This is a genomic window from Pseudomonas sp. PONIH3, from assembly GCF_002934345.1.
GTDB classification, from domain to species: domain Bacteria; phylum Pseudomonadota; class Gammaproteobacteria; order Pseudomonadales; family Pseudomonadaceae; genus Aquipseudomonas; species Aquipseudomonas soli.
On sequence record NZ_CP026386.1, the window covers coordinates 4,807,229 to 4,830,604 of the forward strand.

At 64.9% G+C, this 23,376-nt stretch carries 18 protein-coding genes; 3 read left to right on the plus strand and 15 right to left on the minus strand.

Translation table 11 applies throughout. The features are described 5' to 3' along the window. Positions 1-3 precede the first annotated feature (3 nt). The 3 genes from C3F42_RS22350 to C3F42_RS22360 are packed head-to-tail and all read left to right on the plus strand — an operon-like array spanning position 4 to position 4,058. Positions 4-1,545 carry an MFS transporter gene (locus C3F42_RS22350; RefSeq protein WP_104444928.1) on the plus strand — a complete coding sequence of 514 codons (1,542 nt, stop codon included), beginning with the start codon at positions 4-6 and terminating at the stop codon, positions 1,543-1,545. Positions 1,546-1,572: 27 nt separating this feature from the next. After that, the gene (locus C3F42_RS22355; RefSeq protein ID WP_102682104.1) at positions 1,573-2,634 is read left to right on the plus strand and encodes an HlyD family secretion protein; all 1,062 of its coding nucleotides are present in this window, start codon (positions 1,573-1,575) and stop codon (positions 2,632-2,634) included. After that, positions 2,631-4,058: an efflux transporter outer membrane subunit gene (locus C3F42_RS22360; protein ID WP_038706786.1), complete on the plus strand. Its 1,428-nt coding sequence runs from the start codon at positions 2,631-2,633 to the stop codon at positions 4,056-4,058. The genes C3F42_RS22355 and C3F42_RS22360 overlap by 4 nt, the downstream gene beginning before the upstream one ends. A gap of 43 nt (positions 4,059-4,101) precedes the next feature. Here the strand turns inward: C3F42_RS22360 and C3F42_RS22365 are convergent, their stop codons facing one another. The 15 genes from C3F42_RS22365 to yaaA form a co-directional block, all read right to left on the minus strand. Next, positions 4,102-4,926 carry an SDR family oxidoreductase gene (locus C3F42_RS22365; RefSeq protein ID WP_094011735.1) on the minus strand — a complete coding sequence of 275 codons (825 nt, stop codon included), beginning with the start codon at positions 4,924-4,926 and terminating at the stop codon, positions 4,102-4,104. 132 nt (positions 4,927-5,058) lie between these two features. Next, a complete protein-coding gene (locus C3F42_RS22370) occupies positions 5,059-5,523 on the minus strand; it encodes a hypothetical protein (RefSeq protein WP_023632535.1) in 465 nt (154 codons plus the stop codon). Positions 5,524-5,665: 142 nt separating this feature from the next. Next, the gene (locus tag C3F42_RS22375) at positions 5,666-7,120 is read right to left on the minus strand and encodes a mannose-1-phosphate guanylyltransferase/mannose-6-phosphate isomerase (RefSeq protein WP_094011734.1); all 1,455 of its coding nucleotides are present in this window, start codon (positions 7,118-7,120) and stop codon (positions 5,666-5,668) included. Positions 7,121-7,155: 35 nt separating this feature from the next. Next, the gene (locus C3F42_RS22380; RefSeq protein WP_038706783.1) at positions 7,156-7,803 is read right to left on the minus strand and encodes an alginate O-acetyltransferase AlgF; all 648 of its coding nucleotides are present in this window, start codon (positions 7,801-7,803) and stop codon (positions 7,156-7,158) included. A gap of 20 nt (positions 7,804-7,823) precedes the next feature. Continuing rightward, positions 7,824-8,984 carry an alginate O-acetyltransferase gene (locus tag C3F42_RS22385; RefSeq protein WP_038706782.1) on the minus strand — a complete coding sequence of 387 codons (1,161 nt, stop codon included), beginning with the start codon at positions 8,982-8,984 and terminating at the stop codon, positions 7,824-7,826. Positions 8,985-8,994: 10 nt separating this feature from the next. Further along, positions 8,995-10,455 carry an MBOAT family protein gene (locus tag C3F42_RS22390; protein ID WP_038706781.1) on the minus strand — a complete coding sequence of 487 codons (1,461 nt, stop codon included), beginning with the start codon at positions 10,453-10,455 and terminating at the stop codon, positions 8,995-8,997. A 190-nt stretch (positions 10,456-10,645) separates the two neighbouring features. After that, the gene (locus tag C3F42_RS22395) at positions 10,646-11,749 is read right to left on the minus strand and encodes a mannuronate-specific alginate lyase (RefSeq protein WP_038706780.1); all 1,104 of its coding nucleotides are present in this window, start codon (positions 11,747-11,749) and stop codon (positions 10,646-10,648) included. A 7-nt stretch (positions 11,750-11,756) separates the two neighbouring features. Next, on the minus strand, positions 11,757-13,199 hold the full coding sequence (locus C3F42_RS22400) for an alginate O-acetyltransferase (RefSeq protein ID WP_023630479.1): 1,443 nt from the start codon (positions 13,197-13,199) through the stop codon (positions 11,757-11,759). 13 nt (positions 13,200-13,212) lie between these two features. Next, entirely contained in the window at positions 13,213-14,769 is a 1,557-nt protein-coding gene (gene algG / locus C3F42_RS22405) for a mannuronan 5-epimerase AlgG (protein ID WP_046854234.1), read from the minus strand. A gap of 18 nt (positions 14,770-14,787) precedes the next feature. Next, positions 14,788-16,266 carry an alginate export family protein gene (locus C3F42_RS22410; protein ID WP_104444929.1) on the minus strand — a complete coding sequence of 493 codons (1,479 nt, stop codon included), beginning with the start codon at positions 16,264-16,266 and terminating at the stop codon, positions 14,788-14,790. Then, entirely contained in the window at positions 16,263-17,705 is a 1,443-nt protein-coding gene (algK, locus tag C3F42_RS22415) for an alginate biosynthesis TPR repeat lipoprotein AlgK (RefSeq protein WP_104444930.1), read from the minus strand. The genes C3F42_RS22410 and algK overlap by 4 nt, the downstream gene beginning before the upstream one ends. Positions 17,706-17,718: 13 nt before the next feature. Further along, positions 17,719-18,885, minus strand: a complete 1,167-nt coding sequence (locus tag C3F42_RS22420) for an alginate biosynthesis protein Alg44 (protein ID WP_038706777.1) — start codon at positions 18,883-18,885, stop codon at positions 17,719-17,721. A 34-nt stretch (positions 18,886-18,919) separates the two neighbouring features. Then, positions 18,920-20,401: a glycosyltransferase family 2 protein gene (locus C3F42_RS22425; RefSeq protein WP_104444931.1), complete on the minus strand. Its 1,482-nt coding sequence runs from the start codon at positions 20,399-20,401 to the stop codon at positions 18,920-18,922. Between the two features lie 71 nt (positions 20,402-20,472). After that, on the minus strand, positions 20,473-21,789 hold the full coding sequence (locus C3F42_RS22430; RefSeq protein ID WP_023629296.1) for a nucleotide sugar dehydrogenase: 1,317 nt from the start codon (positions 21,787-21,789) through the stop codon (positions 20,473-20,475). A gap of 772 nt (positions 21,790-22,561) precedes the next feature. Continuing rightward, the gene (yaaA, locus tag C3F42_RS22435; RefSeq protein ID WP_094011730.1) at positions 22,562-23,341 is read right to left on the minus strand and encodes a peroxide stress protein YaaA; all 780 of its coding nucleotides are present in this window, start codon (positions 23,339-23,341) and stop codon (positions 22,562-22,564) included. Between the last annotated feature and the right edge of the window lie 35 nt (positions 23,342-23,376).

Sequence of the window (23,376 nt, forward strand, 5' to 3'; positions counted from 1 at the left end):
TCCATGAGTTCCCTGACCGCGCCTTCCGCCGCGCTGGCGGCCGCCCCTGCGCCGGCCGCCCCCGCGCAGACGGCGTTCGGCCTGCGGGTGGTGGTCGGGCTGTTCGGCGTATTGCTGGCGGTGCTGTGCGCCGGGCTCAACGAGGCGGTGACCAAGATTTCCCTGAGCGACATCCGTGGCGCCATGGGCATCGGTGCCGACGAAGGCGCCTGGCTGCTGGCGGTTTACAGCGCCGCTTCGGTCTCGGCCATGGCCTTCGCGCCGTGGCTGGCCACCACCTTCTCGCTGCGCCGCTTCACCATGACCGCCGTTGGCGTCTTTGCCGTGCTCGGCCTGATCCAACCCTTCGCCCCCAACCTGCACAGCCTGATGTTGCTGCGTGTGCTGCAGGGCTTCGCCTCGGGCGCCTTGCCGCCGATGCTGATGAGCGTGGCGCTGCGCTTCCTGCCGCCGGGCATCAAGGTCTATGGCTTGGCCTGCTATGCCCTGACCGCCACCTTCGGGCCGAACCTCGGCACGCCGCTGGCTGGCCTGTGGACCGAGTACGTCGGCTGGCAGTGGGCGTTCTGGCAGATCATCCTGCCGTCGCTGCTGGCAATCGCCTGCGTCGGCTGGGGCCTGCCCCAGGATCCGCTGCGCCTGGAGCGCTTCAGGCAACTGGACTGGCGTGGGGTGTTGCTTGGCTTGCCGGCGATCAGTTGCATCGTCCTCGGCCTGTCGCTGGGCGACCGCTGGGGATGGTTTGATTCGCCGCTGATCTGCTGGCTGCTCGGTGGCGGTGTGCTGTTACTGGTGCTGTTCATGTACAACGAGTGGTCCGAGCCATTGCCGTTCTTCCAGTTGCGCATGCTCTCGCGGCGCAACCTGAGCTTCGCCCTGGTGACCCTGGCCGGTGTACTGGTTGTGTTCTCCGGTGTGGGCAGCATTCCTTCGGCGTACCTGGCGCAGATCCAGGGCTACCGCCCGGCGCAGACCAGCCCGCTGATGATGCTGGTGGCCATGCCGCAGCTGCTCGCCCTGCCGCTCACCGCAGCGCTGTGCAACATCCGCGCGGTGGACTGCCGTTGGGTGCTGGCGGCGGGTCTGGCGATGCTGGCGGCATCGTGCGTGGGTAGCAGCCTGCTGACCTCGCAGTGGATTCGCGGCGACTTCTATCCCTTCTACCTGCTGCAGGTGTTCGGCCAGCCGATGGCGGTGCTGCCCCTGCTGATGCTCTCCACCAATGGCATGACCCCGCAGGAAGGCCCGTTCGCCTCCGCCTGGTTCAACACGATCAAAGGGCTGTCGGCGGTGATCGCCGGCGGCCTGCTCGATGCCCTTGGCACCCTGCGCCGGCATTTTCATTCCAACCACCTGGTCGACAGCCTGGGCAACGCGCCGCTGATCGACGACAACGCCGCTGGCCTGGCCAAGCGCATCCATGAACAGGCCCTGGTGCTGACCTCGGCCGACCTGTACCTGGTGATGGCGGGTATCGCCGTCGCCATGATCTGCCTGATCCCCTTCGTGCCTACCCGGATCTTCCCACCGCGTGCGGTGGCCTGAAGCCGGGGCTGAATTCGAGATAGAAAGATGACCAACAACCGCAAGACGCTCTTCATCGGCTCGGCACTCGCCGTGGCCGTGCTCGCCGCCCTGGTCGGCCCCTGGATGTTCGGCAGCGATCATCGCCAGCGCACCAACGACGCCTACGTGACTGCCGACTACACAGTGGTGGCGCCCAAGGTGGCGGGCTTCATCAAGGAGGTGCTGGTGGAGGACAACCAGCAGGTGAGTGCCGGCCAGTTGCTGGCGACCATCGATCCGCGCGACTACCAGGCCGCGCTCGACGCCGCCCAGGCGCAACTGTTGGTGGCCAGGGCGCAGAGCCTGGATGCCCGCGCCACGCTCGAGCGCCAGGCCTCGTTGATCGCCCAGGCCGAGGCGGCGGTAAAGGCAGCCCAGGCCGAGGCGGCCTTCGCCGACCACGAGGTGACCCGCTACAGCCGCCTGGCCGAGCAGGGCGCCGGCACCGTGCAGAATGCCCAGCAGGCGCGCAGCGGCGTCGACCAGGCCCGTGCGCGGTTGGCCAACAGCCAGGCGGCGCTGCTGGCCACGCGCAAGCAGGTGGACATCCTCAGCGCCCAGGTGGCCAGCGCCGATGGCCAGCTCAAGCGTGCCGAAGCCGGGCTGGAAAAAGCCCGCCTGGACCTGTCCTACACCCGTATCACCGCGCCGGTCGACGGCATGGTCGGCGAGCGCGCCCTGCGCATCGGCGCCTACGTCAATCCGGGGGCGCGGCTGCTGTCGGTGGTGCCGCTGGAGCGCGCCTATATCGTCGGCAACTTCCAGGAGACCCAACTGACCCATGTGCAACCGGGGCAACCGGTCAGTATCAGTGTCGATACCTTCTCCGGCGAACAACTCCACGGCCGTGTCGAGAGCATCGCCCCGGCCACTGGGGTGACCTTCGCCGCCGTGAAACCGGACAATGCCACCGGCAACTTCACCAAGGTGGTGCAGCGTATTCCGGTGAAGATCGTCTTCGATGACGGCCAGCCGCTGTTGGCGCGCCTGCGCGTGGGCATGTCGGTGGAAGCGACCATTGATACCCACGGCGACACGCTCGCCGGCAAAGAGGTGACTGCGCGATGAGACGCCTGAGCCCTCTGTTGCTGGCCATGCTGCTGGCCGGCTGCACCCTCGGCCCGGACTTCCACCGTCCGGACAGCGAGGCGCCCAAGGACTGGGCCGAGCTGCAAGGCGCTGCCGCGTCCAGCCAGCCGGTGGCCGAACCGCTGGAACTGCGTTGGTGGGACAGCTTCCACGACCCGCGCCTGAGCGCGCTGATCCAGAAGGTCACAGAGCGCAACCTCGACCTGCGCATGGCCAGTGCCCGCCTGCTGCAAAGCCGCGCCCTGCGCAGCAGCGTGGCGGCGGACGAGCTGCCGGCGGTGGACGTGAACGCCGGGTACAGCCGTGCGCGCAACAGCGCCGAGGGGCTGAACGACCCGTCCGGCAAGTCTGGCAAGTCGGCGTACAACCTCTGGCAAGGCGACCTGGTGGCCGGCTGGGAACTGGACCTGTGGGGGCGTGTACGCCGCCAGGTCGAGGCCGCCGACGCGAGCGTCGAGGTGGCGGAGAACGATCGCCGGGGCGTGCTGCTGGCCTTGCTTGCGGAAACCGCCGGCAACTACATCCAGTTGCGTGCCGTGCAGCACACCCTGGACATTACCCAGGACAACCTCAAGGTTGCCCGCCACAGCCTGAAGTTGTCCGAAGGCCGCCAGGCGGAAGGGGTAGCCACCCGCCTCGACGTGGCCCAAGCCAGCGCCCAGGTGGCCTCGATCGAGGCGCGCCTGCCGACCTTGGAAGCCCGTCGCGACGACCTGATCAACGCCCTCGGCCTGCTCGCCGCCGAACCGCCACGCAGCCTGCAGCGTGAGCTGCTGCAAGGCGGCGAGCTGCCCGCGCCCCAGCAGCGTTTCGCCATCGGCGTGCCTTCGGAGCTGGCCGAGCGCCGGCCGGACATTCGCCAGGCCGAGGCCCGCCTGCATGCCGCCACCGCCAGCATCGGCGTGGCCAAGGCGGACTTCTACCCGAGCATCCGCTTGTCCGGGAGTGTCGGTTTCCAGGCCATGCAACTGTCCGATTTCGGTGGTTGGGATTCGCGCCGGTTCGCCTTCGGCCCGCAACTGTCGCTGCCGATCTTCGAGGGCGGGCGGCTCAAGGGCACCCTGGAGCTGCGCGAGGCGCAGCAGCAGGAGGCGGCGCTGAACTACCGCAAGGTGGTGCTCGGTGCCTGGCACGAGATCGACGACGTGCTGCGCCTGTACAACGCCAGCCAGCTGCGCCGTGATCACCTGGCCGAGGCGGTGCGGCAGAACCGCATCGCCCTGGAGACCGCGCAGCGCCAGTATGTGGAAGGGGCGGTGGACTTTCTCAACGTGCTGACGGTGCAGGGTGCGCTGCTGGCCAGCGAAGAGCAGTGGATCGACAGCTCGGCGGCGGTGTCGCAGGCGTTGGTCGGGCTATACAAGGCGCTGGGCGGCGGCTGGCAGGCGTTCGATCAGGTTTGAAAGGCATCGCGGGGCAAGCCAGCTCCCACGATGCCTTGTGTCGTCAGAGCGGTCGCAACAGACCGAAGCGTTTGCGCAGTACCCAATCCAGCAACCTCTGTGGCAGCACCCGGGCCATCAACGGCAGCGCCGTGCTGCCATTGCCGATACGCACCAGCGCCGGCACTGGCGACTTGCGCGTGGCGGCCAGCAGGCGTTGGGCAAACACCGCCGCCGAGGTCGGCCGGTCCTGCGACGCCCGCGCTCGGGCCTGTACCTGTTCGCGCAACGGCCACCATGGGGAATCGCTCGCCAATACCTGCTCGGCCTGTTGCTGGGCGTTGCTGGCGAACTGCGAGGCGATCGCCCCCGGCTGCACTTCCATCACCCGGATACCGAACGGCGCCAATTCCAGGCGCAAGGCATCGGTGAGACCGTGCACGGCGGCCTTCGACGCGCAGTACGCGCCGGCGAACGGGGTGACCAGCACGCCCGAGACGCTGCCGATGTTCACCACCAGCCCACGGGAGCGGCGCAGCAGCGGGAACAGCGCGCGGGTTACGCCGACCAGGGCGAAGACGTTGGTTTCGAACTGTTGGCGCATGGCCTCGACACCGCCGTCGAGCAGCGGGCCCATGGCACCGTAGCCGGCGTTGTTGATGAGGATATCGAGGCCGCCGTGGCGGTCTTCCAGCTCGTCGGCAAGGCGGGTCAGTGCCTCGCCGTCATTCACATCCAGTTGCCGTGCGGCAAAGCCGGCGGCGAGCAGGGCGTCGACGTCGTCGGGCTTGCGGGCGGTGGCCCAGACTTCGTGGCCGGCATCGCGAAAGGCGTCGGCCAGGGCGCGGCCGATGCCGCTGGAACAACCGGTGATGAGGACGGTGGGCATGGGGTAGGCCTTAGGTCTGGGAGGGTCGTAATACCTGCCCGGCCCTATCGCTGGCAAGCCAGCTCCCACAGGGATCACCGAAGCCCCTGTGGGAGCTGGCTTGCCAGCGATAGGGCCGGTACAGGCAATGAATCAATTGGCGAATGTACCTTGCAGATGCTCGGCACGAAACTCCAGGGTCTGCGGCCGATACCCCGAGCGCAGCGGCGGCAAGGGCAGGCAGTCGCTCCACTCGACGCCCGGCTGCAATTCGCCGGGACCACGGTAGCGGGGTGCTGCATAGGTATTCTCGGCAAGGTTCACGGTATCGCCGGGGGCATAGGCGGCCACGCGCCAGCGCAGCTCGGTGAGCGGCACCTTGTTGCCGTTCTTCATCCGTACTTGCAGGGCGCGGTCGGCGGGGCACTGGTCGGGGGCATAGCTCAGGCGAATGTCCAGGCGGGCCAGCTGCGAGGCCTCTCGAGTGTCCTGCCAGACCACGCCTAGTGCTACCAGACCCAGGCCGCACACGGCGGCCAGGGAAATCGGCAAGGCCTTGGCGGGATAGCGCAGCAGCAGGACCAGCCAGGTGAGGATGAGCAGGGCGCCGATGATCATGGGAGTGCAGGCCTTGGTGGCGGGGGTTCGACCATCCTAGCCGCAAATTGGGCAGGCCTCCAAAACGCAATCGCGGGGCAAGCCCGCTCCCACGCCGGAAAACTGCGTGGAAGCGAGCTTGCCCCGCGAAGGTGCCCCAGGCTTATTGCGCGATGGTCTTCACCGAAACCCCACGCTCCACCGGCGTGGAAGTTCGCCCATACACATCCTCGAAGCGCTCGATGTCATCCTCGCCCAGGTAGCTGCCGGACTGCACCTCGATGATCTCCAGCGGGATCTTGCCCGGGTTGCGCAGGCGGTGCACCGAGGCGATGGGAATATAGGTGGACTGGTTCTCGGTCAGCAGGAACACGTTCTCGTCGCAGGTCACCTCGGCGGTGCCGGACACCACGATCCAGTGCTCGGCGCGGTGGTGGTGCATCTGCAGCGACAGGCTGGCGCCGGGCTTGACGGTGATGTGCTTGACCTGGAAGCGCCCGCCCATGTCCACCGAGTCGTACGAGCCCCACGGGCGGTAGACCTCGAGGTGATTCTGGGTCTCGGTCCGGCCCTGGGCGTCGAGGGTGTTGACCAGCTGCTTGACGCCTTGGACCTTGTCCTTGTGGGCGATCATCATGGCGTCCTTGGTCTCGACCACCACGATGTTCTCAAGGCCAATCACCGACACCAGCTTGCCATTGCCGTGGATCATGCAGTTGTGGCTGTCCTGCACCACCACGTCGCCCTTGGTGACGTTGCCGTTGTCGTCCTTCTCGTGCACGTCCCACAGCGACGACCAGCAGCCCACGTCGCTCCAGCCGGCCGACAGCGGCACCACGCAGGCGCGCTGGGTCTTCTCCATCACCGCGTAGTCGATGGAGTTGTCCGGGCAGCAGGCGAAGGTGGCTTCGTCGATGCTCAGCACATCGGCGTCTTCGTCGCTGCGCTCCAGGGCCAGCAGGCAGGTGTCGTAGATGTCCGGATCGTGCTTTTTCAGCTCTTCCAGGAAACGGCTGGCGCGGAACAGGAACATGCCGCTGTTCCAGAAGTAGCCGCCGGCGCGGACGAACTCGTTGGCGCGTTTCTCGTCGGGTTTCTCGACGAACTGGGCGACCCGCGCCACGCCCTCGGGCAGCAGCGAATCCTGGCTGGAACGGATGTAGCCGTAGCCAGTCTCGGGCTTGGTCGCCGGCACCCCGAACAGCACCATCTCGCCGCGCTCGGCGGCCACGGTGGCCAGTGCCAGGGCGCGCTGCAGGGCCTTCTGGTCCTCGATCACGTGGTCGGCCGGGAGCACCAGCATCAGCTCGTCACGGCCTTCGTTGACCAGTTTCATCGCGGTCATGGCCACCGCCGGCGCGGTGTTGCGGCCGAACGGCTCCATGAGGATGGCCTGGGTTTCCAGCTTCAGCGCTGCCAACTGCTCCTGGACGATGAACTTGTGGTCCTTGTTGCAGACCACGATCGGGGTGTCCATGCCATCGAACACCAGGCGTTCGATGGTCTGCTGGAACAGGGTGTGTTCGCCGGTCAGCGCCAGGAACTGCTTGGGGAACTGCTTGCGCGACAGAGGCCACAGACGCGAACCGCTACCACCAGAAAGAATTACCGGGATCATCATGTTTCTCCAATAGTCGTTTAGAGGCAGGGGGATCAGTTGCTAGCCACGGGGCGAGTTACCCACACCGGCGACAGGCTGTTGCCGGAACCGGTGACATACAGCACGGCCGCTTCGCCGCGCTCCAGGGCGACGGGCTTGACGTCGCCGACTTTCTTGTCGCCTGCATACAGGGCAAGGTTGACCTTGACCGGGTTGATTTCACGTTCGCCACGGCCCTTGGCCGCCACTGGCTGGACCACCTCGGTCTTGCCGTCGGCGGTCTTCAGGCTCAGCGACTGGTCGCTGAGGTTCTGCACCCGCACCAGGGCCTTCTGCTTGTTCTTGAATGGTGGCTCCTCGATCAGCTGCGGGTTGCCGCCATTGTTGTTGACCAGGGTGTAGTACTTGTCGGCGGCCAGCTTGACCGGCACGCTCTTGCCGCCGACCTGGGCGGTGTAGTCGCCGCCGGGCAGGAAGCTGAAGTCGCTGCTGGCCTGGGCGCCGACCTGCTTGATCTGGGTGTTGCCGACGCTGGCGGCGGTGGGGCTGCTGGCGGCGTTGTACAGGCGCACGAAGGTCGAGCCCTTCGGCGCGCTCGGGCCATAGAGGGCGGCATCGGCGCCAGCGAAGGCCTGCATCGAGGCCAGGGACAGGCCGGCGGCGAGGGTTAGGGCTTTGGCAATGGAAGTCTTGGTGGTCATGTGCGTGTTCCTCTCTATCTTCAGTGGTCCGTCCGGTTGGACGACAGGGCCAGGTTTTCTTCGGATTTGCGGGAGTTCTTCAGCTGTGCGATCCACTGCGGATCGAAGGCGCTGAGGTCGTTCTTCATTGGCAGATACCGTTCAGGGAATTCCCACACCACGACCTGTGGCGGGGCATTTTTGAAAGCGTCGCTTTGCAGGTACTTGAGCATCGGCAGCAACGGCCCGTGGCCGTCTTCGGCGTAGTTGGCGACGTCGCTGCGCAGGGCCTGCTGCAGGGCGCCGAGGAAGTTCCAGTGCGGGTTGGCGCTGTAGCTGGTGCCTACCAGCGCCACCGGGATGCGGCTGTCGTCGAACAGCGCGTCGCCACCCTCGGCGCCCTCGGCCTGCACCGGATGGGTCTTGCGTTGTTGCAGGGTGTCGGGGCTGGGCAGCAGGTTGCTGAACAGCGGATCCAGCGGCAGGAAGTTGGTCAGGTCGCCCTTGTACGGCGCGCTGGCGCCGGCCTCGGTGATGTACGCCTGTGGCTCGCCGGTGAGCAGGTGCTGGCGGTCGACGGCTTCGGCCAGCGATTGCGCGACCACTTCGGCGCCCATCGGCGTCCAATGGGTGTCGGTACGCAGGAACACCTGGCCGCGGGCCTTGGCCTGCTCCAGCGGCGCCAGCAGGTCAGGGGCGAACACATTGGCCTGGCGCGCCTGGGCGTGGAACTGGTTGAACAGGTCGTCGTGCAGGCTGGCCGGTGTCTCTTTGCCGATGTATTCGGAATATAGGCGGGCCTTGGCCGGGACGATCGCCAGCACCAGTTGCACGCCCTGGCGTTGCAGTGTGTCACGCACCCCGCGCACCAGCGCCAGGTTGTCCTGCATTTGTTGCTGCGCGCCGACGGTGGGGTTGAATTCCTCGTCGGTGAACAGCCACTGGTCGCGGCCCAGCACCACGCCAGGGCGGCCTTCGTTGAACAGCTTGAAGTCCAGCGCGGCCCACAGGTTGGTGCCGACGCGCTTGATCGGGAACTGCTCGTCGTAGTGGGTTTCGGCGGCCTTGGCCAGCTTGCCGTCGAGCAGGGTCATCTGCCCGGTGCGGTTGAAGCTTTCCAGCCCGCCGACCGACCATGCGCCCAGCCCGACGAGCAGGCCCATGAACGTCAATGAATAGGTGATGCGAAGTGTCCGGTTCATGATTCAGGCCTCAGAACTGGAAGTACAGGAACGGGGAGTAGCTCTGCGCCGAGAGCTTGAGTACCGAGGCGGCGAACAGCAGCAGGACCAGGGCGCGGGTCATGACCCGGGTCCAGTCCAGGCCCAGGGAACCATCGGCATTGACCTGCACCGGGGTGCGCGGAGCTTGTTTCGGCGCGGCATTGCGGTAGAAGTCGCGCAGGCCGAAGAACGCCAGGGTGAGGTAGGCGACGACCAGCGTCGCGACCTGCAGGCCTGTTAGCTGGGCGCTGTTGATTTCCGACAGCTGCCAGTCGCCGAAGCTGAACATGGCGCCGTACATGCGGGCGGCCACGTGCAGGTTCTCGGCGCGGAAGATTACCCAGCCGACCACCACCAGCAGGAAGGTGAAGGCCCATTTCACCGGGTTGAACCGCTGCGGGTTGGTGTCCAGCCCCAGCGCGCGCTCGATGGCCAGCCACAGGCCGTGCCAGGCGCCCCAGATGATGTAGGTGAAGTTGGCGCCGTGCCACAGCCCGCCCAGCAGCATGGTCAGGAACAGGTTGCGGTAGGTGTTGAAGGTGCCTTTGCGGTTGCCGCCCAGGGTGATGTACAGGTAGTCGCGCAGCCAGGTCGACAGGCTGATGTGCCAGCGCCGCCAGAACTCGGTGATCGACTGGCTGATGTAGGGCTGCTTGAAGTTTTCCATGAAGCGGAAGCCCATCATCAGGCCCAGGCCGATGGCCATGTCGCTATAGCCGGAGAAGTCGAAGTACAGCTGCGCGGTGTAGGCCAGGGCGCCGAGCCAGGCATCACCTGTGGTGGGGTTCTGCAGGGCGAAGCAGTGGTCGGCGACCACCGCCAGGGTGTCGGCGATGAACACCTTCTTGATGAAGCCCTGCATGAAGCGGGTGCAGCCTTCAGAGAACTTGTCCAGGGTATGGGTGCGGTTGTTGAACTGGTCGACCAGGTCCTTGAAGCGCAGCACGGGGCCGGCGATAAGGTGCGGGAAGATCGCCACGAAGGCCGCGAAGTCGATCAGGTTGCGCGTGGCCGGGGTGTCGCCGCGGTACACGTCGATGATGTAGCTGATCGACTCGAAGATGTAGAACGAGATGCCGATCGGCAGCAGCACATGGGTGAGGATGAATGGCTCCAGCCCCATCGAGGTCATGATCGCATTGAGGCTGTCGACGCCGAAGTTGGCGTACTTGAAGTAGCCGAGGATGCACAGGTCGACGCCCACGCCGAGCAACAGCCAGCGCTGCGCGGGCTTGGTGCGCACGCCGGCGGCGCCGACTTTCAGGCCGATCCAGTAGTTCCACAGGGTGACCCCGGCGAACAGGGCGAGGAAGTCCACCCGCCACCAGGCGTAGAAGATGTAGCTGGCAACCAGCAACAGCAGGTTGCGATAGCGATTCCCGCTCACGTAGTACAAGCCGAGGAAAACCGGCAGGAACAGGAACAGGAACACGTTGGACGAGAAGACCATCCCGGTTCTCCTAGTTATGCACAGCACCTGGGGCACAGCGCCCCCCAAACCCCCCACGAAAATGCAGGGGAAACCTATACCTCTGTGGGAGCGGCGGTTCGCCGATGCGACTTGCCCCGCGATGGCGTCAGCAGGGCCAACACCATTGCCCATTCGGGCCTCATCGCGGGGCAAGCCCGCTCCCAACGACTTACTGCTTCATTTCGGCTTTTGGGTCATAGACTCGCGTCACATCGCCACCCAGCCGGAAGCTGTTGAACGGCTGCATGTCATGCTTGCGCTCTAGGGTGTCGCCGACGCACTGGTACAGCGCGCACCACGGCTCGAGCCAGGCGTACTTGCTGTCGATCTTCAGGTCCTTGAGGTCCTGCTTCACGCCGGCGCGGGTGTTGAAATGAACAGGGTCGCGGGCGCCGGCCAGCACGCCTTCGCCAAGCCGTTGCAAGGCGAAGTTGTTTTCCTTGCGCAGGTCCACGCCGTTGGCCTGGGCGAAGCTGGCGATCATCGCCAGCGGCGGCAGGGCGTAGTTGTGGTAGGCCAGGGCGCGTTGCTTGCGCTTGACCTCGTTGGGCAGGAAGCCCTGCTCGTCGACCTGGTTGACGCCGACCTTGTATTCCTTCACCGCCCAGTCGAACAGCTCTTGCTGGTCGGTGGCCACGGCGGTGGCCATCACCGACCAGGCCGCCCAGTAGCTGTGGTTGTTGATCTTCTCCAGCGGCAGGTCGCTCCAGTCGCGCACGGTCTGGCGCGCCAGGCGCACGAACCATTTCTCGATCTGCTCGGCTTCGGCGCGGTGCGCCGCCAGTGGCTGCGAGTTGGAGAACTTCAGGCGCAGCCACGAGCCGCTCATGCTGCCCAGGGCCCATTTGCGCATGGATTTGCCGGTATGGTTGTAATCGGTGGACATCAATGCATCGGCGCGTGCCCAGGTGTCGAGCCAGGTCAGGGCGCAGTCCAGTTGCGCCGGGCGGCCATCGCGCATGTACTGGCCGACCATCTTGCTGACGCCTTTCTCGAGGGTGGTGATGTCCTCGGTGGATTTGCGGAAGGCTTTTTCCGAGGCGACATTGAGCGTCGCCCGGGCCTTGTCCGAACCTTCGTACTTGCTGCGGAACTGCAGCGCGCCGGTATAAGGCTTGGGCGCGGCTTCGCAGCGGAAATTGCCGTCGCCGGTCTTGAGCTTGTCGATGCCCTCGTAGTAACCCTGGGGCGGCACCAGCGCGGCCTGCGCCGCGCCGCCGAACAGGGCGAGGGCGAGCAGGGCGGGTGCGGTCTTGCTGCTTATGGTGGTCATGGTCGCCTCACTGGCCAGCTTGCGCGGTGTGCTGCGCGGGGCTGGCGAAGTTGTTGCGTTTGCAGAGTTTGGCTTCGACTTTCTGCGTACCGCTTTCTGGCCCTTGGACCTCCAGGGCGAGCAGGTTCTGGCCTGCCCAGTCTTCGTCCTCGCGCATCTGGAAGACGAAGCGCCCGTCGGTGTCGGAGGTCTCGGGCTTCTCGATCTTGATGTCCTCGTGGCGGCCGTTGAGGTACCACAGGGTGGCCTGCAGCACCTTCACCGAGGTGTCCTCGAACTTGATGTCGAGCTGGTGGTTGCGGTTGACCAGGTCCTTGATCACGCCGTTCTTGCCGTTGACCATCAGCTCGTTCTTGCCGGGCTTGAGGGTGGCGCTGGCGCTCATCTGTGCCGGGCGGTCGTCACAGCCGTCGTCGAGCAGGCCGAGGATCTGCCGCCAGATGGTTTCCTGGTCGAGGCGGTACAGCGGCGAGAACTCCCACACCAGGATCTTCGGCGGGTTGTTCTGGAACTCCTCGCTGCCCAGGTACTGGATCATCGAGCCTTCCAGGCCGCCGCCGGGGAAGGCGACATTGAGCACATCGGCGCCGATGTACTGCTCGAGGAAGCCCGAGAAGTTGTAGTTCTTGCCGCTGTGGCTGGTGCCCACCAGGGTGATCTGCGCGTTGCCCGAATCGCCGAACAGGTCGTCGCCGCCGGCGGCGCCCTTCGGTTCGGTGGCGAACTGGTCCATGTACTGCACCGCATAGCTCGTGCCGCACAGCTGGCCGGCGACGTTGTGCAGGGTGCCGGTCTTGCCCATGCGCCCGGATTTTTTGGTCTCGAATTCCTTGCGCGGGATGCCTTCGAAAGCCGGCATCTTGTGCACGGTGTCGGCCACGATCTTCGCCGCGCGCTCGGCGCCGTAGGGCGTCCAGTGCTGGTCGCCGCGGAAGTAGAAGTCCTTGCCCTGGTCGGCGGCGGCCAGTTGCTCGTTGGTCAGCGGCGACAGGTCGGGCACGTTGTAGCCCATTTTGCTGAAGCGCTGGAGCATGGCCTGGTAGTTGCGCAGGGCCTTCTGGTAGTCGAAGGCGGCCTTCTCTTCGGGGTTGAGCATGTTGCGGTTCACCAGGCCACGGGTCGGCTGGTACACCACCACCAGCTCGACGCCACGCTTCTTGAACGCGTCGTGCACCTGCTGCAGGCGCTTGTAGCCACCCGGGGTGGTGTCGAACTCGGTGCGCAGGTCCTCACGGGTACGGAACAGCCAGTCGCCCTGGGCTTGCACCAGGGTGGTGAAGTTCTGCTGGTAGCGCGTGGTGTAGCGGCTGGCATCGTGGGCCTCGGGGCACAGCTGGCAGCAAGGTTCGGCGCTGAAGGTCGGTGCCTGGACGTCTTCGGCGCGCACGCCCTGGCTGATGGCCAGGAGGGCGGCGGACAGGCCCAGCAGTTTCATCAGGTGTGGAGTCATGGTCTGGGCTTCCTTAGTCGATCATTTCGGTCTGGCGTTCGACCGGGTCGATCAGCACGGCCTTCTGCTGGCGCACCAGCAGGTCGAGGATTTCGTCCTGGCGCTCGCCCAGCACGCCGTTGAAGCTGATGCCGTTGGCCTTGCGCGGCATCAGCATCGACACCTTGTACAGCTCCACCGACAGCGGCGAATCGATCGACAGCGGACCTGAACCGTTGGCCGCCAGCTCGCCGCCGACCACGATCAGCGACACCTTGGTATCGAACGGGTCGAGGGCAATGTCGCGGTCGGTGTCGGACAGGTCCTTGATGTGGCCGTATACGCCCACCAGGCCGTTGGCCATGGCGACGTTCTCGTACAGGCGGATGTTCACGCTGTTGCGCACGCGGATGCCGTGGCGGCGATTGTTGATCAGCTTGTTGCCCCAGATCAGGTTGTCGCCGCTCTCGTACAGGGTGATGCCGTCGGTGTGGTTGCGGTAGATCTCGTTGTAGGCGATCAGGTTGTTGACGCTGTTACGGTCGATCACCACCCCCGAGAGCTTGTTGTCGTAGCTCTTGTTGTTGATGATCCAGCTGTCGTTGACCTCACGGGAGACGATGATCCCGTGCTTTTTCTTGGTGCCGTACACGGTGTTGCCGGCGATGATCAGGCGGTGCGAGCGGTCGTGGGGGTCGATGCCGTAGACGATGTTGTCGCGGTAGGTGCTGTCCTTGACCACGAAGTCGCTGGTCTCATAGCAGTAGAAGCCGTACCACATGTCGCTGAACTCGGAGCCGATGATCCAGCCGGTGGGTTCCGGGCGGCCCATCTGCTTGGCCATGTTCGGCGTGTACTGCGAGATGCTCACGCCATAGGACTTGGATTTGGCGTAGCCGAAGCTAGCCATCTTGCTGTTGACGATATAGGTCTCGGTGCCGCCCCAGCTGAGCAGGAACGGGCGGAATTCATCGGGCTTGCGGAAGGTCGCCGGGCCATTGGCCTGCTCGCGCCATCCGGTGACCTGGGTGTCGCTGACAAACAGCTTGCCGTCGTTGACGATGAACGAGCCGCCTTCCTCGGACAGGCGCAGCTCCTTGACCTTGCCGTCGATCTCCAGCACGCCCTTGCGCCCGACCACGATCGGCAGGCGCGCCAGGTACACGCCAGGTGCGGTTTCACGCAGGTACTGGCTGGGCACTTTCTTGCTCAGCTCCACCAGGTCGACGTGGCCGTCATCGACGAAGATCGCCTGGGGGATGCCGTGCTGGCGGCGGACCCACTCGGCGCCCTTGTTGTCGCCGCCGATGAACTCCTTGAGGGTGTCCTCCTGGAGCATGCGGCGGACGCTGACCTTGCCCTTGTGCTGGCGGTCGATCTTCTGCTGCACGGCCTGGGCGGTGTAGCCGGACAGGTCGGGCAGCTTGGGCGGGTCCATCTTCAGCGGCTCGATCGGCGCGCTGGAGACGGTATAGGTCTTGGCCTGTTGCAGCCCTTTGGCCATCTCGGGCTCGGCGGCCTGGGCAAGGCCGCCGGCCAGCAGCAGGGCGCTGGCGAGCAGGCTGTGGCGAAGGTTCGGGTGCAGGTTCATGGCTATCCTCTCCCGGCCTCAGTAGCGCCAGATCACGTCGACGAAGGCGCGGTGCATGTACGAGTCGGCCTCTTTGCCGTAGGCGTCTCCCGGCTTGAACACACCGGCGCGCAGGCGCACCAGGGCCGACGGTTCGTTGATCGACTGGCTGATCGAGGCCGGCAGCAGGCCCTGCTTGAAGTACTTGGTCACGACCACGTCCATTTCCTGGCCGAGGTCTTTCTCGCCCTGCACCAGCGGACGGTTGATACCGCCGTCGTCGACCACGGCGTTGATGCCGCTGGACCCGATGTTCTGCTTGCCGTCGACACGCCAGAACTTGTGGTAGATGAAGCTGGCGTCGTAGTCGTCGCGCAGCTGCCAGGAGGCGAACAGGGTGGCCGCCTGCAGGTTGCCCAGTTCGCCGCGGAAGGCTTCACCGAAGCGATGTACGCGCGAGCGGGTGCCAGTGAAGTTGGAGCGGTTGCTCTCAAGGCCGGTCTGCTCGAAGTTGTTCGAGCCGTTGCTGCCACCGCCGCCGCTGCCCCGGGCGTAGGCTGCACCGACCTGCCACTGCGGATCGAGGCGCAGGCGGATGCCAAGATCGGTTGCCCAGGCGTTGACGTCACCGCTTTGCTTGCCGGTGGCGATCTGGTCGTTGCCCACCACCTGGCTGCTGAGCGTATCGCGATCGCCGGTCAGCCAGGTGACGCTGCCCCAGTAGTTGACAGTGTGGTCGTTGCGCCAGTTGTAGGCGTCGCTGTTGGCTTCCAGGCCCAGCCAGGTGAGGTCGCCGGTGCGCGTCTTGTCGAGGGCATCGACGGTTTCGCCGGGGCTCTTCAGGCTGCCGCCGTCATGGCTGTGGTGGGCGCGCAGGCCAACCCAGTGGCCGGGTGTCCATTGCGTGGCGACGTTGCCGTAGACATGGGTGCGGTCCTTGTCTTCGGGGGCCAGTTCGGTGAGGTCGGTGCGGTACTCGCTGAAGCGCTGGGCAACGCCCAGGTCGGCCTTGAGCAGAGTGGTATCGAAGGTCCAGTTCAGCGCTTCGATGTTGGTGTCGCGCCACATGCCATCGTCGCTGCGCAGACGCTGGCGGCCGAAGCGCAGCTGCTCACCTGGGTAGGGGGTCAGGCCGCTGTAGCCGACCCAGAATTCGCGCATGGCCAGGTAGCTCTTGTCCGGCTTGCGGCTGTCGTCGCCGTTGTCGCTGGTGGTGCCGTCGTCGTTCTGGCGCAGGGTGTCGGTTTCGATGATGTCGGTGGCGGCAACTGCCTGGCCCATGGCGAAGGCACTCCAGTTGCCGCGTTCGCCGTACACCCAGGGGCGCAGGTCCAGGCCCAGGCCGTTGACGTCGCCGCCGGAGCGGGTGCCGAGGTCGCGGTCGTCCTCGGACTGGCCGGTGATCTTCACGTCGAGGCCGAAGTTCTTCTGCGCGGTTTCCGCCGCCAGGGTCGGCATCGACCACAGCAGGGCGAAGCCCAGGCCGATGCCGGCTTTCACGAAGGGGTTGAGCGTCATAGCGAATCCTCGGCGTCTACGTCTTCTTTCTCGTCCTGCAGCGCTTCGATGGCCAGTGTGCTGTTGGCGCCTTGGGCCATGCTGCCGCGTGCCTGCTTCTCCTGCGCCAGCAGTTGCTGGGCCTGGTTGCGCTGGTCGGGCGTGAGCTGCTTGTCGAGCTGTTGCAGCAGTTCGCTCGACTGTGGAGTCGGGTTGACCTGGGAGAGCTGCGCGAACACCCAGGCATTGGTCGGCGCCGGGCGGATGCCGTGGCCCTCGCTGAACAGCTGGGCCAGGGCGTAGTCGGCGCTGTTCTGGCCACCACGGGCGGCGGCCAGCAGGTGGTCCACGGCCTTTTGCGGCTCGACCTGGCCCAGGTAGCCACGGCGGTACAACTGGCCGAGGTAGTAGTCGGCGCTGACTTCGCCGGCATCGGCGGCAGCCTGCAGGTGTTCCTGGGCCTTCTGCGCATCGGCGGGCACAGTCTTGCCTTCGTAGTAGAGCCGGCCCAGCAGCAATTCGGCGCGGGGCTGTTCTGTCTCGCGGCCTTTGTCGATATAGGTCATCAGCTGGTCGGTGTCGCCCAGTTCGGGGAAGTCATAGAGCAGCTGCGCCAGGCTCACCCAGGACGCCGGGTTGGCCGGTGCGACCTGCTCGAGCAGGTCCTTGGCGGTCTTCTCGTCGGTCTGGCCGAGGCTGCGGTCGGCCAGCACGCGGGCGACGCTGTCGACCCGGGTGGCGGGCACGGCGCCGCGGGCATGGGCGGCCTTGAGCTGCTCCACCAGGGCGGCCTGTTGGTCGGGCTGGGCACGTTTCTGATAGATGGTGGCCAGTTCCACATAGCAGATATCGGTCGTGGTCAGTGCGGCCTTGCAGATCTTTTCCACCTCGCCCAGGTGCTGGTCGTAGGTGCCTTGGGTGCGATACAGCAGCACCTGGGCCAGGCCGGCTTCAGGGTTGCCGGCGGCGCGCCACTGGTCGATCTGCTGCTGGGCGTTGACCTTGGGGAAGCTCTGCGGGTGTTGCAGGTAGAGCATCGCCAGCGGGATCAGGGTATTCGTCTCACCTCGTTGCGCCGCGAGCTTGAGCAGGGTTTCGGCCTCCTCGCGCTCGGCCTGGGTGCTGTCGGGCTTGGCCACCAGCAGGCGGCCGAGGCGCGCCTGGGCACGGGGCGAGGTGGCAGCGGCGGCGCGGTAGGTGGCCTCGGCTTGCTTGAGCTTGGCCGGGTCGCGGGTGCTGACCTGGATGTCCGCGAGGCCGACCTGGGCGTCGCTGTAGCCGAGGTCGGCGAGGGCCTTGTAATTGCGCTCGGCGGTGGCGGTGTCGCCGCGCTTGAGCGCTTCGTTGGCCAGGCGCTGGTCGGGCAGGCCTGCGCAGCCGGCCAGGGTGATGGCGGCGGCCAGGGCGCATGCCCCCAGGCGCAAGCTGTCCCTGTGGGAGCCGGGGTGTCTGCTGGTCATCGGCATGATCCTCTTACAGCCCGCGGGCCACGGCTTTGTCGATCAGCCAGTTCAGCGACGGGCCACGGTCGCTGTTGACCGAGGCCGGGCGGCCGGCGAGTTCGGCCGGCAGGCCGCCGTCGGGCTTGATCTGCACGCGGATGTCGGAGGCCAGGTTGTCGGTGTCCAGGCTCGAGCTGCCGGTGATCCGGCCACTGCGTACTTCATCCTCGCCGGCGATCTGGAAGTTGACCCGGGTGCCCGGCTTCACTTCATCGAACTGGCGGTAGCTGAAGCGCGCCTCGATGGTCGGGGTGCTGGTACGCGGGATCAGCGCGAACACCGGCTGGCCCTTGCTGGCGTACTGGCCGTCATCCACTAGCTGGCGCGAGACCACGCAGTCACACGGGCTGGTGAGGGTGCCGGAGAGTTGCTTGCCGAACAGCTCCTCGACCTTGGCCGGCTCCAGTTGCGAGTCGTCCAGGTGGCCTTTGAGCAGGTCGAGCATGCTGGTATTGAATGTCGCCAGTGGCGCGCCTTTGGCTACGCTGGCACCGTTTTCCACCAGGCTCTGCACGCTGCCATCGCGGGGCATGGTGACATTGGTGGTGGGTACCGCGACCACGCCGGCTTCGGCATGGCTGACGAAGTACAGGCCATACAGCGATTTGGCGACGAAGCCGAACGCCACCAGGCCGACCACGAACACCCCGGCGGTGACGGTGACCGCGCGCAGGCGGCCGAAGGCCGTCAGGCCGGAGCCACCGTCCTTCTGCTTGCGCGCCTTGGTAAAGTTGTCGCGCTGCAGGGTACTGAGTACGTCGCCGGCGCTGATCAACTCGCCGGACAGATGGCTGGTGATGATATGGCGCAGGGTGGCGATGTCGCGCGGCTCCAGGTTCTGGAACTCGGCGCCGGTACGGCCGGTGTCGCGGCTGTTGGTACGTACCAGCAGCTCCACGTCCATCGACAGGCCGAGGTTGTCGACCACGAACTGCAGGCGGCCGCGCAGCACTTCGCCTTCGGCCAGGGGCTTTGGCGCATGGAAGGACAGGCCCCCGGCGGACAGGTCGTCAACCTTCACCTCGTGTGGCTCGCGGTTGCCGTCCAGGTAGCGCAGTTTGGCGGGGATGCGCACCCGGGCATGCTGGCGCTGCGCTTCGGATTCATGCACGACGTTGACGTTCACGGCGGTATTCATGGCGATATTCGTTCCTGTTATCCGATCCGGGGGCTCACACGACCATGAACAGCACGGCGACGAAGACGCTCGCGGCCGAGAAGGTCATGGTCCGCGAGGACCAGGTGTTGAACCATTGTTGAAAACTTGCGAGGTCGCGCTTGAGGGCAGTGGGCTGGCGGGTCCAGGACTGCTTGTCGAGACGGAAGAACACGTAGATCTTCATCACCGCGCCGACGATCTGGTTGTAATAGAGGATCAGCGGGTAGGCGGGGCCGACGTTGTGGCCCGAGCACAGCAGCATGATGGTGAGGATCAGGCGGGTGATGCCGATCCACAGCAGGTACACCAGCAGGAACTGCAGGCCGAACTTGAAGCTGGCGATCACCGCCACGGTCAGGCCCAGCAGGCTGGTCCACATCGACACGCGCTGGTCGAGCAGGACAATGCTGGTGAACAGCCCCAGGCGCTTGAGGCCCAGGCCCAGAGCACGGGAGTTCTGCCGCAGGTTGTTGCCGTACCAGCGGTACATCAGTTTGCGGCTGGCCTTGACGAAGCTCTTTTCCGGCGGGTGCTCGACCGTGTTGATCGCCGCATCCGGCACGTAGAAGGTGTCGTAGCCCAGGCGCATCAGGCTGAACCAGCTGGACTTGTCGTCGCCGGTGAGGAACTTGAAGCGGCCGAGGCGCCAATGCATCAGCGAGTCGCTCTCGACGTCGGCAATGAACTCGGGGTTGGTCACTACGCTGGCGCGGAACATCGACATGCGCCCGGTCATGGTCAGCACGCGCTTGCTCAGGGCCATCGAGCACATGTTGATGTGGCGCTGGGCGAAGCGCAGCTTGTGCCACTCGCTCATGATGTAGCCGCCGCGCACTTCGCAGAACTCGTTGGTGGTCAGGCCACCGACGTTGGGGTAGAGCTTGAACCACGGCACGGTCTTGCGCACCACGCCTTCGGCCAGCACGGTGTCGCCGTCGATCACCGCGACCACGGCGTTTTCGTCCGGGAGCATCCGCGAGATGGCGCGGAAGCCATAGGCCAGGCCGTCGCGCTTGCCGGTGCCGGCGATGCGCACGATGTCCAGGGTGACGTGTCCGGGCGGGTTGTACTTGGCCCACAGGCTCTTGACCAGCAACTCGTCGGACTTCTCCACCAGCGAGCAGACCACCGTGGTGGGGAAGCCACAGTCGATCGCCTCGCGGATCACCGAGCTGTAGACCTGGGCGGTGGTCAGCGCATCGATGCGGAAGCTGGTGACCATCAGGTACACATGCGACGGGTCGGCGGCCTGGCCGAGCTTCTGCACCTTGCGGCGCAGGTACGGGTAGACCAGGTACAGGAAGATCATGCCGCGGATGAAATGGGTGGCGCCCATGGAGTAGCGCCAGATGCCGACTGCGCCGACCAGGAAGATGAAGTGCTTCGACTGCGAATCGAAGATATCGCTGGGCAGGGCCAGGGCGATCAGCATGAGCAGGCTCATGTAGAGCAGCCAGCCGGCGCACTGCAACAGCACTGTCTGGAACTTTTGCATGTTCGGCATCCGTCGAGAATTCGGGGTGGGAAGGGCGGCGCGCTGGGGAGGGACGCGCCGCCCGACCGGGTTTACCAGCAGATGCCTTCGGTGCGGCTGGTGGTGCAGGTCGGCTTGTTCATGAAACCGACCAGGTCGATCACTTGCTTGCCGGCCGGCGCCTGTTGGGCCAGGGCTCGGAATTTCTCGTCACGGTTGCCCAGCACGATGATGTCGGCGTCGTTCACCACCTGCTCGAAGTTGGCGTTGAGCAAGGAGGACACATGCGGAATCTTCGATTCGATGTATTCCTTGTTGGCGCCGTGCACCCGGGCGTATTCGACGTTCTGGTCGTAGATGTCCAGCTGGTAGCCCTTGCCGATCAGGCGCTCGGCCAACTCCACCAGCGGGCTTTCGCGAAGATCGTCGGTACCGGCCTTGAACGACAGACCCAGCAAGGCGACCTTGCGCTTGTCGTGGCTTTCGATAATGTCGAAGGCGTTCTGCACCTGGGATTCGTTGCTGCGCATCAGCGAGTCGAGCAGCGGCGCCTTCACGTCCAGGCTCGAGGCGCGATACGTGAGGGCACGTACGTCCTTGGGCAGGCACGAGCCACCGAAGGCGAAGCCGGGGCGCATGTAGTACTGCGACAGGTTGAGCACCTTGTCCTGGCAGACCACGTCCATCACGTCGCGCCCATCGACCCCGACCGCCTTGGCGATGTTGCCGATCTCGTTGGCGAAGGTGACCTTGGTCGCGTGCCAGACGTTGCAGGTGTACTTGATCATCTCGGCCACTTCGATCGGCTTGCGGATCACCGGGGCATCGAGTTCTTCGTACAGGGCTTGCAGGACGTCGCCGCTGGCGCTGTCCAGCTCGCCGATGACGGTCATCGGTGGGTGGTCGTAGTCCTTGATCGCGGTGCTTTCGCGCAGGAACTCGGGGTTGACCGCCACGCCGAAATCGACACCGGCCTTCTTGCCCGAGCAGTCTTCGAGGATCGGGATTACCACGTTCTTGACGGTACCCGGCAGCACGGTGCTGCGCACCACGATGGTGTGACGGCGGGTGGTGTCGCGCAGCACGTAGCCGATCTCGCGGCACACCGACTCGATGTATTCCAGGCCCAGGTCGCCGTTCTTCTTGCTCGGTGTGCCGACGCAGATCATCGACACGTCGCTGGCGCGGATGGCTTCGGCGAAGTCCGTGGTGCCGCGCAGACGGCCATTGGCGATGCCTTGCTGCAGCAACTCTTCCAGGCCCGGTTCAACGATGGGCGACTTGCCCTGGTTGATCAGGTCGATCTTGGTGCTGGACACGTCCACCCCAATCACGTCATGGCCTCGTGCCGACAGGCAACCGGCACAGACTGCACCCACATAACCCAAACCAAAGATGCTGATACGCATCGCATTCACCTCATGTGTTTATCACGCCAGCCCTTCAGCGAAGAGCCGACCGGGTTGATTGACCAGCAGTTTTCGGGCGCACGGTTCCATGGCGAATTGACACTTCACCGAACGCAGGCATGAATAAATCCGGAGCGCAAAAAGTTCTGCACTCAAAGTTGGCAGTCAAAGGCCAATATTTAAAAGGCGTGCCCTGAAATGCAGCCGTCTTTATTGCAAATCGCCGTTCGCGAATTGCTGTGCTTGTTTTTTCAAGTGGATAAATCCTTTGAAATCAACCACTAGGACGAATTTTAGGGGCGCTTGTCTCCTGCATGGATAATGGCTTCAGGCACTTCCTGTACCGCCGTTGAAGTTCTCGGGCCGGTTAGGGATGGCGGCCCTTTGTCATCTGTAAGTCATTTCTCACGTTCAGCGCTTGAAACTCGTTACGGGTGCTATGAGCCATTGGGCGTAGTAGAAGTTCCTGGGGTGGTTGCCCCACGGTGAAAGATTTCTAAATATTTTTTCAGAGGGAAATACTTTCAATCTGATAGCACGGCGCAGTTTCGTCCCCGTATATAAAGGGTGAAAACGAAGCGCGATGGTTATATGCCAGCATGCGAAAATTTTTTTCAAAATCCGTCAAAAAACTACGAACGGTCTTATGGCGTTTTGCGATAAGGATAATGGGGATGGTTTTTTGGCGTCTGTTATTTGGCGATTTTCAGGCGCAAGCGTGCCCTATTGCGGGGCAGGGGTGGGATGGGGGCGCAAAGCGCCCCCGGGGCCATCAGCCCTCAGCGTGATCGCGCAGGAACACCAGGTGATCTGGCTTCGACTGCTCGGCACTATAGTAGTAGCCCTGCGCATCGAAGCGCTTGAGCTGCTCGGGGTCGTTGACCCGCTCCTGGATCACGAAGCGGCTCATCATCCCGCGGGCTTTCTTGGCATAGAAACTGATGATCTTGTACTGGCCGTTCTTCAGGTCCTTGAAGTCGACGTCGATCACCCGCGCCTTCAGGGCGCTTTTCTTCACCGCGCTGAAGTACTCGTTGCTGGCCAGGTTCAGCAGCACGTCGTCGCCCTGGTCGGCCAGGGCCTGGTTCAGCCACTCGCTGATGCGCGTGCCCCAGAAGGCATACAGGTCCTTGCCGCGGCCGTTGGCCAGCTTTGTGCCCATTTCCAGGCGGTAGGGCTGCATCAGGTCCAGCGGACGCAGCAGGCCGTACAGGCCCGAGAGCATGCGCAGGTGATCCTGGGCATAGCTGAAATCGTCCTCGCCCAGACTTTCGGCATCGAGCCCGGTGTAGACGTCGCCCTTGAACGCCAGTAGCGCCTGCTTGGCGTTGGCCGGGGTGAAATCCGGGGTCCAACTGCCGAAACGCGCGGCATTGAGGCCGGCGAGCTTGTCGGAGAGGTGCATTAGCTCGGCGATTTGCGCCGGCGACAGCTCGCGCAGTTGCACGATCAGCTCCTGGGAATCGTCCAGGTACTGGGGCAAGGTATGGCGTTGGGTCACCGGCGGGGTGTCGTAGTCGAGGGTCTTGGCGGGGGAAATCACCGTCAGCATCGGGTCGGCTCCTGGAATCGTCGGGCGAATTCTAC